Annotated in this window: 13 protein-coding genes; 9 read left to right on the top strand and 4 right to left on the bottom strand. The window is 49.9% G+C overall.

Going from position 1 to position 14,550, the window contains the following annotated elements; genetic code table 11:
• Positions 1-179 precede the first annotated feature (179 nt).
• From ACFSUS_RS03915 to ACFSUS_RS03905, 3 genes are all read left to right on the top strand, one after another.
• Positions 180-2,144, top strand: coding sequence for a hypothetical protein (locus tag ACFSUS_RS03915; protein WP_381519375.1), 1,965 nt, complete (start codon positions 180-182; stop codon positions 2,142-2,144).
• Positions 2,145-2,204: 60 nt separating this feature from the next.
• On the top strand, positions 2,205-2,750 hold the full coding sequence (locus tag ACFSUS_RS03910; protein WP_381519372.1) for a Uma2 family endonuclease: 546 nt from the start codon (positions 2,205-2,207) through the stop codon (positions 2,748-2,750).
• A 200-nt stretch (positions 2,751-2,950) separates the two neighbouring features.
• A complete protein-coding gene (locus tag ACFSUS_RS03905) occupies positions 2,951-3,988 on the top strand; it encodes an SPASM domain-containing protein (RefSeq protein WP_381519369.1) in 1,038 nt (345 codons plus the stop codon).
• A gap of 73 nt (positions 3,989-4,061) precedes the next feature.
• Here ACFSUS_RS03905 and ACFSUS_RS03900 read toward each other — a convergent pair whose 3' ends face one another.
• The 3 genes from ACFSUS_RS03900 to ACFSUS_RS03890 form a co-directional block, all read right to left on the bottom strand.
• Positions 4,062-4,445: a DUF3037 domain-containing protein gene (locus ACFSUS_RS03900; protein WP_381519368.1), complete on the bottom strand. Its 384-nt coding sequence runs from the start codon at positions 4,443-4,445 to the stop codon at positions 4,062-4,064.
• Positions 4,423-5,220, bottom strand: coding sequence for a HipA family kinase (locus tag ACFSUS_RS03895; RefSeq protein ID WP_381519365.1), 798 nt, complete (start codon positions 5,218-5,220; stop codon positions 4,423-4,425). The genes ACFSUS_RS03900 and ACFSUS_RS03895 overlap by 23 nt, the downstream gene beginning before the upstream one ends.
• Positions 5,221-5,386: 166 nt before the next feature.
• A complete protein-coding gene (locus tag ACFSUS_RS03890) occupies positions 5,387-7,822 on the bottom strand; it encodes a TonB-dependent receptor domain-containing protein (RefSeq protein ID WP_381519362.1) in 2,436 nt (811 codons plus the stop codon).
• Positions 7,823-8,285: 463 nt separating this feature from the next.
• On the opposite strand from ACFSUS_RS03890, the gene ACFSUS_RS03885 reads away from it, so the two are divergent.
• The 5 genes from ACFSUS_RS03885 (at position 8,286) to lepB (ending at position 13,121) form a co-directional block, all read left to right on the top strand.
• Positions 8,286-9,068, top strand: a complete 783-nt coding sequence (locus ACFSUS_RS03885; RefSeq protein ID WP_381519358.1) for a ParA family protein — start codon at positions 8,286-8,288, stop codon at positions 9,066-9,068.
• Between the two features lie 98 nt (positions 9,069-9,166).
• Positions 9,167-10,090, top strand: a complete 924-nt coding sequence (locus tag ACFSUS_RS03880; protein WP_381519355.1) for a ParB/RepB/Spo0J family partition protein — start codon at positions 9,167-9,169, stop codon at positions 10,088-10,090.
• A 67-nt stretch (positions 10,091-10,157) separates the two neighbouring features.
• Complete coding sequence (locus ACFSUS_RS03875; protein WP_381519353.1) at positions 10,158-10,997, top strand: DUF5683 domain-containing protein; 840 nt, start codon at positions 10,158-10,160, stop codon at positions 10,995-10,997.
• A gap of 85 nt (positions 10,998-11,082) precedes the next feature.
• Positions 11,083-11,829 carry a 4-hydroxy-tetrahydrodipicolinate reductase gene (gene dapB / locus ACFSUS_RS03870; RefSeq protein ID WP_381519350.1) on the top strand — a complete coding sequence of 249 codons (747 nt, stop codon included), beginning with the start codon at positions 11,083-11,085 and terminating at the stop codon, positions 11,827-11,829.
• A 119-nt stretch (positions 11,830-11,948) separates the two neighbouring features.
• Entirely contained in the window at positions 11,949-13,121 is a 1,173-nt protein-coding gene (lepB, locus tag ACFSUS_RS03865) for a signal peptidase I (RefSeq protein ID WP_381519348.1), read from the top strand.
• Positions 13,122-13,192: 71 nt separating this feature from the next.
• Here lepB and ung read toward each other — a convergent pair whose 3' ends face one another.
• Positions 13,193-13,858 carry a uracil-DNA glycosylase gene (gene ung / locus ACFSUS_RS03860; protein ID WP_381519345.1) on the bottom strand — a complete coding sequence of 222 codons (666 nt, stop codon included), beginning with the start codon at positions 13,856-13,858 and terminating at the stop codon, positions 13,193-13,195.
• A 142-nt stretch (positions 13,859-14,000) separates the two neighbouring features.
• Between ung and apaG the strand changes: the two genes are divergently transcribed.
• A complete protein-coding gene (apaG, locus tag ACFSUS_RS03855; RefSeq protein ID WP_381519342.1) occupies positions 14,001-14,387 on the top strand; it encodes a Co2+/Mg2+ efflux protein ApaG in 387 nt (128 codons plus the stop codon).
• The last annotated feature ends 163 nt before the right edge of the window (positions 14,388-14,550 follow it).

Genomic DNA, 14,550 nt, shown 5'->3' with positions numbered 1-14,550 from the left:
TACCGGATCGGCAACCGTCGGACGAGTGGCTGGTCAGCAATACGTACAGATGACAGGTATGCAAACGGATGGCCTGTTAACAGAAGAAGCCGCCAAACAATAAATACGGAACGTCGGTCTTGTTTCAGAAGCGGAAGCCTGAACAGTTCGGCTGTTCGTATGTTTTCTATCTTTGTCCTATGCCTACCACCATCAATGACCTGCAAGCCGATTGGTATAAGAACTACACGGCGTATGTAAACGACTATCAATCAGGGCAGGCGTCGTTTCTGGCTAACCTGCTACCGCAGACGGCCGTCCAGCTTACAGTCTATCAAACACTCGAGATGTTGCACAAGCGACTGGGCAACGATGCGTTACGGCGGGCACTAGATCCGGCTGACACTATCCAAAGCCCAGCCGCCGTATATTCAGATGGCGCGTGGCTGAAGCGGAGTAACATGGTCGGTATCAACGTTCGGACGATCGGCTCCTTCTGGAAGGTCATTAATTACGTGCTGACGCTGCCAGCCTCCCATGATAGCATTCACTTGTTGCCCATCTGGGAGCCGGGGGTTGTCGGTAGTTTATACGGCATGGTAAGCTGGCAGATCAATCCTGAGTTCTTCGATGTAGACCTGGCCCGTTATGTACCGGCGCTCGATACGGTTGAGAAGCAGCTTAAAGTGGTTACTAACCTGCTGCACGCTATGGGGCGCACAGTGGGCATGGATGTTATTCCGCATACCGACCGTTTTTCGGAAATGGTGCTGGCCTGCCCTTCGTTGTTTGAGTGGGTGCACCGGAGCGGGCCTGAACTTACTGACCACAGTAGTCTGGTATACAAATACGTCGAAGAAGCCATCTGGCAGTTTCTTAAATTTCACGGGGCTGCCGACGGTACACTGCTGACCTTCCCTAAAGATGTGTTTTTCTCAACCGATCTGGCTATTCTGACCGATGACCAGCGATTGCGTATTTTATTCGGCAATGCCCGTGATTATGGTGGGCGACTAAACCGTCGGCTCGCGCTCATTCGTCACCTGACAGCGCAAGGCTTCGAGACGTTGCCCATGACGATGGCTCCGCCGTATCGAGGGCTGCACATTGATCCGACTGATTTTGTCGTCGACGATTTTGGCCAAATCTGGTACCAATACGCGTTCGATGAGCCACAGCAGATGTCGCGGGTGTTTGGGCCTCTGGCCAGGTACCGGTTCTACGAGGCTAAGGACAACAACCAAAATTGGGCGCTTGACTTCAATAAGCCCAACCATGCTGCCTGGGCCTACATTTGTCGTAAGGTACACGACTGCCAGCGGCAATACAACTTTGATTTTATGCGGGGCGACATGGCCCACGTGCAGATGCGGCCAGATGGAGTCCCTGACGTGATCGATGAGTATTACGATCCGTTGCGGGCCATTAAGAAATACGTTCAGGCCAACGGCACACCTTATTACGCATTCTTCGCCGAAACCTTCCTGGCCCCGCCCAATACGATGGGCTACGGCAACGAGCTCGACCATCTCGAAGCGATTGAGGCTGACTCGACGCTGGGCGATTTGCAATCGCTGGTCGTAGGGTCGGACGAGTTCACACGCCAGTTTGTGCAGTATGATCGCTACCTGCGAACGCGACAGTTTGCACCGAACTTTACAGTGATGACCGCCGATAAAGACGACCCGCGCTTCGACGAGTTCTACCGCACTGGCAATCTGTTTCGCTATTTCACGGCGCTGTTTCTGACGGATATGCCGAGTTACGTTGGGCTGGGTTTTGAAGTGCGTAACCGGCATGAGCAGCGCGGGGCAAACGAGGAGTACACGAAGTTGTACGTTTTTCGAATTGAAGATGATCGCCAGCCCGACAAGGTGACGCACGGCCCATTTGAATGGGGGCAAAACGCCGATCAGTTTGCTGCCATTCTGAGCATCCGGCAATGCGCCGAGCGTATCTGGGCTGAAATAGCTGGTCGGGAAACCCGTTGGCTAGTGGCGCCCGGTGAAGCGGAGTACATTGCCTGGACCCACATTGAACCAACCGGTTACGTTTTCGCTTCTGCAATGACCGGAACCCTGCCCGACACGATCCCTGATTTTCCCGCTGGCGAACTGATTTTTGAGGAAAGTGAGTGCCGGGTCTGGCGGGTTGAACTAGTTTGATCTAACAGGCTTTTAACGGTCTATTGCATAGACTAACTTTGGTGAAATCAAAAATATTTTATGCTAAACGCTTCATCTCAGGCCGTTGCCCTGCCAACAACGTTCGAGGAGTTTCTGCGATTTGAGCCAAACGACGGCTACAAATACGAATGGAACGATGGCGAACTGATCAGATTTTCAGGCATGAAACGGAAACATTTGCAGTTGATCAAACGCCTGAACAGGCTTTTTATTCGAACGGCCGCTCATGCGGCAGGGGGCGAACTTATCTGCGAGCAAGATGTAATGTTGACGGGCATTCAGATGCGATGCCCTGACATCGCTTATTTTTCGGATGAGCAAATTCGTAATGAGGAGGATGAACCAATTCCCGCATTTTGTATTGAAATTATATCGCCTACCGATGAAAGCGAGAAAGTAGAGGCTAAACGGATCGAATATTTCCGGGCGGGAGTACAAGTCGTTTGGCATATCTTTCCTGAAAATAAAGAAGTTTACATATACACCAGCCGCAAGACTGTACAAATCTGCTCAGATGATGACACCTGCTCAGCGCACCCTGTGCTAAACGATTTTGCGATTACGGTAAATGAATTGTTGGCGTGACTGAACCAATGGCATTTTGAACAAACGTCTCCCCATGCTAAGAAAGACTGGTGGTTAAGTTGGTAGGAAATGAAGTTTGTGCAAATGGCTGAAGACAAAAAAATAGATCGGCTGCTAGTGGAGTTTTTCTTGATTTTAGCTTGCGAACCACAGGAAAACCGTAACCCTTTTGCAGTTAGATTGGAGGACTTATTCGTTCCATGAATCGTAACCAAACGGTTAGTCGCTACCGCGACGGCCTCAACTTTGCTTCTAAACTGACACCGAAACGCGTAGCCAACGCCTTGAAGGTGGTATCCAGTTATTATCTGTCGAGGCAGAATGGGCGGTCGATGCACCGGGGACTACCCATGTCTGTGTCGTTTGAACCTACAACCTCCTGCAACCTGCGCTGCCCCGAATGCCCCAGCGGACTCCGGTCGTTTACGCGGCCAACCGGTATGCTGGGCGAAGACCTGTATAAACGTACCATCGACGAACTGCACGATACCTTGCTATACCTGATTTTTTATTTTCAGGGAGAGCCGTATTTGCATCCTCAGTTTCTGGACCTAGTGCGCTACGCCACGGATCGTAACATTTATACCGCTACCAGTACCAACGCCCATTACCTGACGGATGCCAATGCCCGTAAAACGGTGGAGTCGGGGCTGGACCGGTTAATTATTTCTATTGATGGCACCACGCAGGAGGTGTACCAGCAGTATCGGGTAGGCGGGAAACTCGAAAAAGTACTTGAGGGCACGAAGAACATTCTGCGCTGGAAAAAAGAGCTTAAGTCCCGCACACCCCATGTGATGTTCCAATTTTTGGTCGTCAAACCGAACGAGCACCAGATTGCCGAAGTAAAGCAACTTGCCCGTGCGCTAGGCGTGGATGAAGTGGTGTTGAAGACCGCTCAGATTTATGACTACGAACACGGCTCTGACCTGATTCCGACCTTGGATCAATACAGCCGTTATGCTCCTCAGTCTGATGGCACGTACCAAATCAAAAACGGCTTTGGTGACCATTGCTGGAAGATGTGGCACTCCTGCGTGATTACCTGGGACGGCCTTGTGGTGCCCTGTTGCTTCGACAAAGACGCTCACCATCGGCTCGGCGACCTCCAGACAGAGTCGTTCGCTGACCTCTGGCAAGGGGCTGCCTACAACGAGTTTCGTCAGACATTGCTCCGGTCACGTTCCGAGATTGAGATGTGTCGGAACTGTACCGAAGGCACCAAAGTATGGGCTTAGCAACAAGTCTTTTTAGTCTCGGCCTAAACCTTTCGAATTCGGCCAATTGCTTTACGTTTGTCTCGCAAACAGTTTACAAAACCAGCTGAGCATGTAGCCGGGCCAGGGTGGCTGCGGCATCGGTGCATAGACCCGGATGAACAGCCGATGTTTGTACAACGGTGCTACGAGTGGCCGTCAGCCAGCGAAAACGAGCGGCTATGGGAAGCTGGCCGATGGTTCCTCCGGTGGCCCGACCCGCACAGATGCGCTCAAAGGCCTGTAAGCGTTCGTGCAATTCGGGTAGATTGATGTCGCCAAAAAGAGCACGTAGCCGCTCTTCGGGTAGCGCGTACACAGTTTGCAAAAAGCCCTGAGCAGGACAGTACAGAATGACGCCTACATTCAGAAACTCCTCGCGTTCAACGCGCGGCATAACGCGAATAATGGCGTATTCAAACAAGTGCTTTTCTGGCATGTTGCGCTTCTTTGACAAAGATTTCGGAATGGGCGAGTCGGGTCGCTAAGAATTGAACGTAAACCTGGCGCTGTTCATCGGCCGAAACATCCGACGACTCGTCCGTCAGCCATTCATCGGGAACCAATGAAACAATGGCTTCAATACGATCGGGGGTTAGAACGGAGCGAAACTCGGCGTCGACGCTATCAAGTTCGCTGGCCCGAGGGAGTAATACATGATCTTTGACCTGAACGAACGGCCGCCTGGCCTGCTCTTCCCAGTTTTGTCCTGAGTGGTGAAAGTAAAGCGACGCGCCATGGTCGATCAGCCACAACTCTTTATGCCAGATGAGCATGTTGGTGTTGCGGGCGGTGCGGTCTACGTTCGTCACCAGGCAGTCGAGCCAAACAATTTGCGAGGCAAGTTTGGGGTCAACAGTGGTGACGAGGGCATCAAACGTAATGGCACCCGACAGGTAGTGAAGCGCCAGATTGAGCCCGATGCTGGCTCGGAGCAGGTCCTGGATTTCCTCATCGGGTTCGGCGCGGCTGAAAGCTATATCGAGGTTGGTAAAGACAATTTCGGGGACGCGCAGGCCCAGCAGCCGCGCTAGTTCGCCCGCAATTAGTTCGGCAATTAATGCCTTGGCTCCTTGCCCGGCCCCTCTAAATTTCAGGACGTACAAAAAGTCATCGTCTGCCTCAATGAGAGCAGGCAACGAACCACCTTCGCGCAAAGGAGTGACGTAGCGAGTCACATTAACGGTTCGGAGTTGAGGGGCGCTATAACTCACAAGTTTATAGGTCAAATTTGCTTTCTACAATTTACTGGTAGGAGTATATACAAGCTTCATTGCGGAAAGTTTGCCGGAAATTTAAGCCAAATTATTCAGCCCGAGGCTAACCCAGGGGGCTTTTTGAACCAGACGTGAACCCAGCGATGCACCGGCGCTTATCCCCTTAGCTTCTTACCCGGCTTTGCTCACTTTCTGAACCGCCCGTTGACCGTTGACGTAGCGTTTGGCCACTGTTGAAGCGGTATGAGAATGAAAGGGTGGCTACACGGCTGTCGAAATAGCTGTACCACCGAGCTGTTGAGTTGGCTAGTCCCTGAATGTCGCCACCGACCTGGTTCGTGTAAAATACATCGCTGAGGGCCAGTTTGAGCGAACCCTTATCCTGCCAGACTTTTTTCGCTAATCCGGCACGAACCTGACCGATGGGAATGATAATAAACTGCCCGAAGTAAGAGCGTGTCTGGTATGAACCACTCAGCTCGGCGCTCCAGGATGAGCTGAGTCGGAACTGGTTCGTTGGTGCTACCTGCCAATACGTTCCGGAGTTATCCAATGTCTGATTGTACAGGGTCGCCTGGAAGCTATTGTGCATCAATTCGGTATAAAGTTGTAGTGTCCACCACTTGGCAAGCTGCCACGTACCATTAAGGCTGATACCGTAGCTTACCTGCTTACCGATATTGCCCGGACGACTGTAGAATATTTGGTTTTCCTGCTGGATGGTCTCCGTAATAACATCAGTGGCCCGGCTGTAGCGTAGAGTAGTCGTAATGGCGTTGTTAACGGTGTGTGATAGCTCGAAATTATCCGAAAACGTGGGTCGTAAGAATGGATTGCCGCCGTAAAGCGTGAAGCGATCCATAGGGTAAGTGAACGGATTCATAGCCTGATAATTGGGCCGGTCAATCCGTCGGCCGTAGGAGAAGCGTAGCTGCTGCTTACCCGCTGAGTCGAGTCGATACGTAGTGTAGAACGTGGGGAAAAGGCTATTGTACTGCCGCGTGAACGATGAGTCCTTCACCATCTCGTTGCCCAGTTGCTCCCCACGAATGGCTGTGTTTTCGAAGCGCAGTCCTGCCTGAAGGGTGAACCGTTTGCGCTCAAGGCTGTAATTTAGATAACCCGCATTAATGACTTCGCGATAGGTGAAGTTATTCGAAAATTCGTAGTTTGGTTCACGCTGGTTACCCACCACATCGAAGAAATCAGCTACGTTTTCAGTCTGAATGTTACTCCACTTCACACCCGCTTCGAGTTTGGCCCCTCCGGCCAGCGGATGCACATAATCGGCTTTGGCGGTCTGAATGGTAATGGTTGAGGGTAGCGATGATTCCAGAATAGTCTTAACTACAGGTTGATCCGTCGCAAAAACAGTGTTGGTCAGCGATTGGTCGATGGCAGATCGGTAGGTGAGGTAATCCAGATTGGTGGAGAGCTCGCGTCCGCTACTGTCGAATTTATACGTGTAGTTCAGGTTGGCGCTACCGTTATCGAGCACCCGGTCGGACGGACTGAACGCTTCAACCCTTGCCGAACTAGCGCGGGTAGCATCCAGCACACGGGCATTATTGGTGATGGTCGCGTTCGTCGGATTACGAAAACCGCTCAACACCAAACCCAGCGTTGACTTTTTCGACACGTACCAATCTACGCCTGTTTTGAAGTTGGCGCTGTTGAACCGGCGCCGAATGAATGAGTTTTGCGTAAAGACTGACTGTTTTTGTCCGGTAGGGGTAAAGTACTCGCGCCAGATTGTTAGGTCCTGATACATGTTGTTAGCATTCAGGCTGGCATTACCAAAGAAGTTGAGGTTACCCATGCGGTAGTTAAGATTGCCGCTATTGTTACTGCGGAACAAGCGACCTTGTCCGTAGCTGACATTCCAGCCGCCGTTCAGGCCGCGTGCTTTGGTTTTTTTCAGCCGGATATTAATAACCCCCGCATTACCAGCTGCGTCGTATTTGGCGGGTGGGTTGGTCATGATTTCAATCGTTTCAATCGACCCCGATGGTAATGAACGTAAGTAATTGGCTAATTCGGTAGCCGATAGATACGTTGGCTTGTCGTCTATAAATACCACTACACCCGCTCGTCCCTGTAGGCTGATGATCCCGTTGGCGTCGACCTGAACACCGGGTGCTTTTTCGAGTACTTCCAGCGAGGTCGTCCCGGCATTGCTGATGAGCGCGTCGGGGTTTACAACTACCCGATCGATGCGCTGTTCTACAAATGGTTTTTTGGCTACCACTTGCACCTCGTTCAGGCTCTTCTCAGCCGCTTGTAATACTATGGTGGGTAGGGTAAGGCTCGTTTGCTGTTCACCGAGGGTAATTAGTTGGCTCAGGTAGTTTTGGTAGCCCAGGTAACTGATTGACACTCGAAATGCTCCCGCTGGCAATCCGGTCAGCGCGAACGATCCGTCGGCCTCTACCAGAGCACCTTTCACGAACGAAGAGTCGGTGGCGCTGAGCAGGGAGACAACTGCCCCTTCGACTGATTTTCTATCCGCCCCAATCACTGAACCTTTAATAAAGTGAGTTTGAGCAACTGCAAAACTGGTTAGTAAGCAAAGAAGGCAGGAGTAGAGTAAGTGGCGCATGAATTAGGGCAGTCTCGTTGACTAGATTCGTGCGCAAAAGTGACGATGGGAGGTTAGGCTACAAACCATCCTTGGTTGAATTGTGTAAAAAGAAGGCTGAAATGATGAAAGCTGGGAATCAATCGAGTATGGAAAACAGAACGGTCAGCTTAATTGAGTAGCCGTAATGAAGGTGCTCACAGATTATGAAAGCCAATGATTTATGATCAATCGCTAACTTTAATCATCACTTAAACTAATTTATATACACTGAACGTAGCACCCTGAACTGCTTTAGTAGTTTGTCAAAAAAAGGGAAGCTCTCCTTATAAGTCGCATCTTCTTTGCCATATTCTCACTAACTCCGCTTTCTGACAGATGCATTGACCGTCACCACTTAACAAACTTTGTGGAACATTCCGTGGAACAGTTCTTGGATTCGTGAAAACTATCCGGCATATTTGGGACTGCAACGCACAGACCCATGGGTAAAGTCATTGCTATCGCCAACCAAAAGGGGGGCGTCGGTAAAACTACGACAACAATTAATTTGGCCGCCAGCTTGGCCGCCCTCGAATTTCAGACGCTCATTGTTGACGCGGACCCTCAGGCGAATTCTACGTCAGGGCTGGGTTACAATCCAAAAGAAATCGAGAATAGCATCTACGAATGCATGGTGGAGGGCGTTCGCCCACACGACGCTATTATCCAGACCGATTTTCCAAATCTGGATCTGTTACCGTCGCATATCGACCTTGTAGGCGCTGAAATCGAGATGATCAATCTCCAGAATCGGGAGGATAAGATGAAAAACGCCCTCGACAGCATTCGCGATGAGTACGATTTCATTATTATCGACTGCTCGCCTTCGCTCGGTCTAATCACCATCAACAGCTTGACGGCCGCTGATTCAGTTATTATTCCTGTGCAGTGTGAGTATTTTGCGCTGGAAGGTTTAGGAAAGCTGCTCAACACCATCAAGATTATCCAGTCAAGACTGAATACGCACCTGGCCATTGAAGGTATCCTGCTAACGATGTATGATCTGCGCGTCCGACTATCGAATCAGGTAGTGGGCGAAGTAACAAGTCATTTTCAGCAAATGGTGTTCAGTACTATTATTCCACGTAATATCCGGCTGAGCGAATCGCCTAGTTTTGGCGTACCGGCGTTGGCTCAGGATGCCGATAGCAAAGGAGCTGTGAGCTATCTGAACCTGGCCCGCGAGATTCTGATTAAAAATGGCTTGATGCCACAGGAAGCTTAATACCAAGTATGTATGATGTATGATGTATGGTATAGTCTGCCATACTTGACAACAGGCTGTATCATACATCATACATCATACATCATACATACTTGCACATGGAAAACGCGAACACCAAAGCACCGAATAAGAAGATGATTGGACTGGGCCGTGGCTTAGGTGCCTTGCTGCATGATAGCGAAGCAGTTAACCGGCAGACCAAAACGTCGCCCTTTGAATCGATCAGTACGATGACCGAAATTGGTCTGGGACTGATTGAAACAAACCCATTCCAACCTCGTACGCGATTCGATGAAGAAGCTCTCCAGGAACTGGCTGAATCGATTCGGGTACAGGGTATTATTCAGCCCATCACGGTTCGGCAGTTAGGTAAGGACCGTTACCAGTTGATTTCCGGCGAACGACGTCTTCAGGCTTCGAAGTTAATCGGATTAACAACCATCCCGGCGTATGTTCGTACAGCTAATGACCAGCAGATGCTGGAAATGGCCCTGATTGAGAACATTCAGCGTGAAAACCTCAATTCTATAGAGATTGCCTTAAGCTATCAACGGCTTATTACGGAGTGTAGTCTGAAGCAGGAGGAATTAGGCGAGCGGGTTGGTAAAAACCGGACGACGGTTAATAACTACATTCGGTTACTGAAGCTGCCACCGGTTATTCAGGCGGCACTGCGTGATAACAAGATCTCGATGGGGCATGCCCGGGCGATTATTAACATTGAAAACCCCGACGCGCAGATTCGCCTGTTCAACCGAGCCGTTGATGAAGAATGGTCGGTACGGAAAGTAGAAGAAGCCGTACGCAATCTGGCCGACGAAGCCGATGAGCCAGCTGCAACTAGCCGACGGGTTACGTTGCCTAAGCAGGAAATGCGCAGCCTTCAATTCAAACTGTCGTCGTTGTTCGGCACAAAAGTATCGATCAAGGCCGATGAGAAACATAAAGGAGAAATCAAGATTCCGTTTACCTCGCAGGAAGAGCTAACTAAAATCCTGGAAGTCTTGAACTCTCAAGCGTAATTGTGTTAAATTATTTTAAAAAGGCCAACGAGAAGGGGGAGCGAAAGGCATTTGGCGTTGTGTAAGTATGAAGTATTTTTTCGCCTTACTCACGGCCATTTTAGTATGTCACTCGCCAATTAGGCTTGCCTTTGCGCAGCAGCCAGCCATCGTGCCGGCCCCGACGCCCGTTGCGACTGACTCGACACGGCAATCCCGTTCGGCAGCAGACACGATCCCAGCCACTGTAGAACGAAATGGTATTAGAGTGCCTAACAGCGGTGCTACCCGTCCGGTATTAACGCCTAATTCAGGGTTTTCTTCGTTAAGTGTTGACACAGTCCGTGTAACGCAAAAACAGGAGGCACAGATCCGAAAGATCATCCCACGTAAGGCCACCCTTCGTTCATTGATGTTGCCCGGCCTGGGGCAGGCATACAACCGACAGTATTATAAAATTCCGTTTATCTACGCTGGTTTTGGCGTAATGGGATACCTGTTTGTAAAATACCGTGGGTTAGCCAGTGAAGCGGCTGACGGATATCGGTTGCTGCTGTATGGCCCGCCAAAGGAGTACGTCACTGTCCCTCCAGATAATGTTCCTGGAACAATAATGAAGCCTGTATTGATTCCTGGCGTTGTGGCTTACTCTGGAAATAAGGTAACTGAAGTGCAGATTGGTGACAATATCATTCGCTCTACTGCGACAGCCAAGAACGCCTATGACCTCTACCGGCGCTACCGTGATTTGAATATTTTGCTCTCGGCTGCCCTTTGGGGTATTAATATTGTTGAAGCGAACGTGGCGGCTCATCTGAAAACGTTTGATTTAACCGACGATATTTCGATGCGTATCGAACCGGGAGCATTGCCCATTCCGGGAGCAGGCATCGTTCCGGGGGTTCGCGTCGCATTTACGTTTAAATAATGTAATAGATGATTAATGGTGTATGAGCTATAACGTAGTTGATATATGGCTTGTACATTGTAATTCATAAATCATAATTCCATACATGAACATTCTTCTTCTTGGCTACGGTAAAATGGGTAAAACGATTGAGCAAATTGCGCTCGACCGTGGTCATCAGATTGCCGGCCGTATCGACCGGATGGCTGACCCCGGCGTTAACCATACTGATTTGGATCAGTTGTCAACCGAGTCGGTCGATGCGGTCATTGAGTTTAGTTCGCCTGAGTCAGCCGTTGAAAATATCACATATTGCCTGGAACGCGGCTGGCCAGTAGTGTGCGGAACAACTGGCTGGTTAAGTGAGCGAGCTTCCGTTGAAGAATTATGCCGTGAAAAGAAAGGTGCATTTTTCTATGCGTCAAATTACAGTATTGGCGTCAATCTGTTTTTTCGGTTGAATAAAACCTTGGCGCAGTTTATGCGTAATTACCCGTCATACCATGTGTCAATGACGGAAATTCACCATACTGAAAAGAAAGACGCACCTAGTGGCACGGCCATTACGTTAGCAGAAGGTGTCATGGAACACTTGCCTAACAAACGTCGTTGGGTAGGCAAGGAAACCGCTGGATCATTGGTCGACTCGACAGATGCCGTCGAGATTGAATCATTGCGAGAGGGAACCGTACCCGGTACGCACACTGTCCGCTACGAGTCGGATATTGACCGAATTGAAATATCTCATGTAGCGCATAGTCGGCAAGGGTTTGCGCTGGGAGCAGTGGTGGCGGCCGAGTGGATCGTTGGTCGCCAGGGGGTATTTGGTATGGATGACTTGTTAGGGGAGTGATAAACGAAGGATGATGTATGATGAGCGGTTACGTTCAGCCAGTTATCCTTCGTAACTTCGCATTTATTAATTTTTTGATAGCGCCTGTCCATCGTTTGTCATTTATTATTTAAGATACTGTGTCAGAGGTAAAAACTAGAGCCGAAATGAAACCGGCTAAAGCCAAGAAATCACCCATCCGGGAGTGGTTCGATTCTGTTTTGTTTGCCGTTGTGGCGGCTACGCTCATTCGTTGGCTGTTTATGGAAGCGTTCACAATTCCTACGCCTTCGATGGAAAATAGCCTCATGGTGGGTGATTTTCTGTTTGTTAGCAAGCTGCATTACGGCACCCGGACACCAAGAACACCGTTACAAGTGCCACTAACGCATCAAAAAATCTGGGGAACGAACATTCCTTCGTACAGCACGGCTATTCAACTGCCTTCTTATCGGCTACCGGGCTTCACACACGTAAAGAATGGCGATGTCGTCGTATTCAATGTCCCACCCAAGTACCTCAACGATAATATTGACTACCCCGTTGATTTAAAGACCAATTACATCAAGCGGTGTATAGGTATTCCCGGCGATGTGTTGGAAGTGAGACAGCGAGAGGTATTTGTGAATGGAAAACCTTTTCCCAAACCGCCCCGCTCCGAACAGAAATACTTCATTAAAACAACCGAAGTGCTTGATGCTAACTTCTTCCGGAAATACGAGATCGTTAACGATTACCGCGATCCCAGCCAGCCCACCGAGAACTGGAAGCCGCTGGAGCAGTACAACGACTCAACCAGATCGTCGACCATGGTTGGGTACAGCGTAAACACGACCGAAGATGTGATTGCAAAATTCAAGGAGTTTGATTGGGTAAAAGGCATTGAACCAATGGCTGACAAACCCGGTGAAATGTCGCCACAGATTTATGGAGCGCCAACCTTCAAGTGGAACCATGACAATTTTGGACCTATCACGATTCCGAAAAAAGGAGCCACGATTCAAATCAATACGCAGACCATTGCCTTGTACGGGCCGGTAATAGAGCTGTACGAAGGCAACGAAAAAGTAGAGGTGACGCCTACCAGCATCAAAATCGCCGGGCAGCCTGTTACGTCGTATACCTTCAAGCAAGATTACTATTTTATGATGGGCGATAATCGTGATAACTCGCTCGACTCCCGCTTTTGGGGGTTTGTGCCCGAAGACCACATTGTTGGAAAAGCAGTTTTCGTCTGGATGTCGCTCGATCCTAACCCAGCGAACATCTGGAACAAAATTCGCTGGAACCGCCTGTTCCGCACGATTGATTAAAGAGATAAGGGCAGGGGGCGCAGGGCTTGGGGGAGATGGTACCCCAAGCCCTGCGCCCCCTGCCCATTCTATTACCACTCAATTAGTGCCAGCCCTTTACTTACCAGATAGTCATTCGCCTGGCTGAAGTGTTTGTTGCCAAACCAGCCACCCCACTGGGCTGCCATGGGCGAAGGGTGCTTCGATTTCAGAATTAAATGTTTCTTGCCATCAATGACGGCTCCTTTTTTCTGAGCATAAGCGCCCCAGAGCATAAAAACGACATGCTCTTTTTCGTCAGAAATTAGCTTAATAACCTGGTCGGTGAAGGTTTCCCACCCTTTCCCCTGGTGCGAACCCGCCTGCCCAGCCCGTACCGTCAGCGTTGCGTTCAGGAGCATAACCCCCTGGCTAGCCCAACGCTCAAGATTACCGGATTTTGGAACAGGCTTGCCCAGATCATCCTGAATTTCTTTAAATATATTGACCAGCGATGGTGGCTTTGTAATGCCATCGGCCACTGAGAACGCCAGCCCGTTAGCTTGCCCTTCGCCGTGGTAGGGGTCCTGGCCTAAAATCACCACGCGTGTATCATCGAAGCTGCATTTGTCAAAGGCATTAAAGATGAGCCGCCCCGGAGGATACACTCGCTGCGTGCTATACTCCTGACGTAAAAACTCAGCCAACTGACGGAAATAAGGCTTATCAAACTCTGGCTGTAGCCGCGATTGCCATGATTCGGCGATAGATACTTTCATGTAGGGAACTGATCGAAGTGATTCGGCATTATAGGCCATGAATGCCAGAAGCCGCCCTCGGAAAATTTTTTAGAAGCGGTTCTTGCGTAACAAAACTAATCAACTTAATTTTCGTTCTAAGGTTGCAAACGACCCAAAATTTATGGTTTCGTCAGTCACAGAAGGCGTAAAGGTTAGCGTGAAAACGGAGTATCAGTCGGACTATTCCAGCCCGCTGCAGGCTCACTACGTATTCACTTACCGAATCACAATCGAGAATGCCAGCGACTACACCATTCAGTTGCTTCGGCGTCACTGGACGATCTTCGACTCGAACGGCACAGTCCGCGAAGTTGAAGGGGAAGGCGTCGTTGGCTTACAGCCCGTGCTGGAACCCGGCGAGGTTCATGAGTATGTATCGGGCTGTAACCTGCGGTCAAGCATGGGCAAGATGGCCGGAACGTATCTCGTTGAACGCATTATAGACGGGAAACAAGTCCGTGTCACTATTCCCGAGTTTACTATGGTTGTGCCATACAGACTGAACTAGTGAGGAAACGCTGCTCCCGTTCATTCGTTAACTGGCTATCATAGCCGTGTGTTTGATTGTGCCCCTGTAATACATCAGCGTTTTGACAAGGAACGGCTGCTATGACCGGATGCGTAGTTACTTCGTAAATGAATTACGGCTGGTTTTTCCGCAACTCCATTTT

It is taken from the genome of Spirosoma soli (assembly GCF_042684525.1).
GTDB lineage: Bacteria > Bacteroidota > Bacteroidia > Cytophagales > Spirosomataceae > Spirosoma > Spirosoma soli.
This window is presented reverse-complemented; position numbering and strand designations above follow the sequence as displayed.